This window comes from Streptomyces murinus (assembly GCF_002154555.1).
In the GTDB taxonomy this organism is placed as follows: Bacteria; Actinomycetota; Actinomycetes; order Streptomycetales; family Streptomycetaceae; genus Streptomyces; species Streptomyces murinus.
Genome location: NZ_MUNF01000483.1, coordinates 1 through 214 on the forward strand (window position 1 = coordinate 1; position 214 = coordinate 214).

At 77.1% G+C, this 214-nt stretch carries 1 protein-coding gene; it reads left to right on the forward strand.

Annotated features, from left to right (window positions below; all coding sequences use genetic code 11):
* On the forward strand, positions 1-214 hold a 214-nt coding region (locus tag CCN72_RS40040; protein WP_208638109.1), incomplete at both ends, for a helix-turn-helix domain-containing protein.

Below are 214 nucleotides of genomic sequence, written 5' to 3' on the forward strand. Positions count from 1 at the left end.
GCCGCCCGCCGGCTGCGCGGCGCCCTCGGCATGGGTCCCGAACATGTCGCCCACGCCCTGCGCTCCGCGTACGGGCTGCCCCATGTCACCCCCGGGCACGTACTCGCCTGGGAGCGCGGCACCGCCACCCCGGACCACACCGAACTCGCCGCGCTCGCCGGGGTGTTGTGGTGCGATCCCGGGGAACTCCTGGACCGCCCCCGCACCCTGCGCG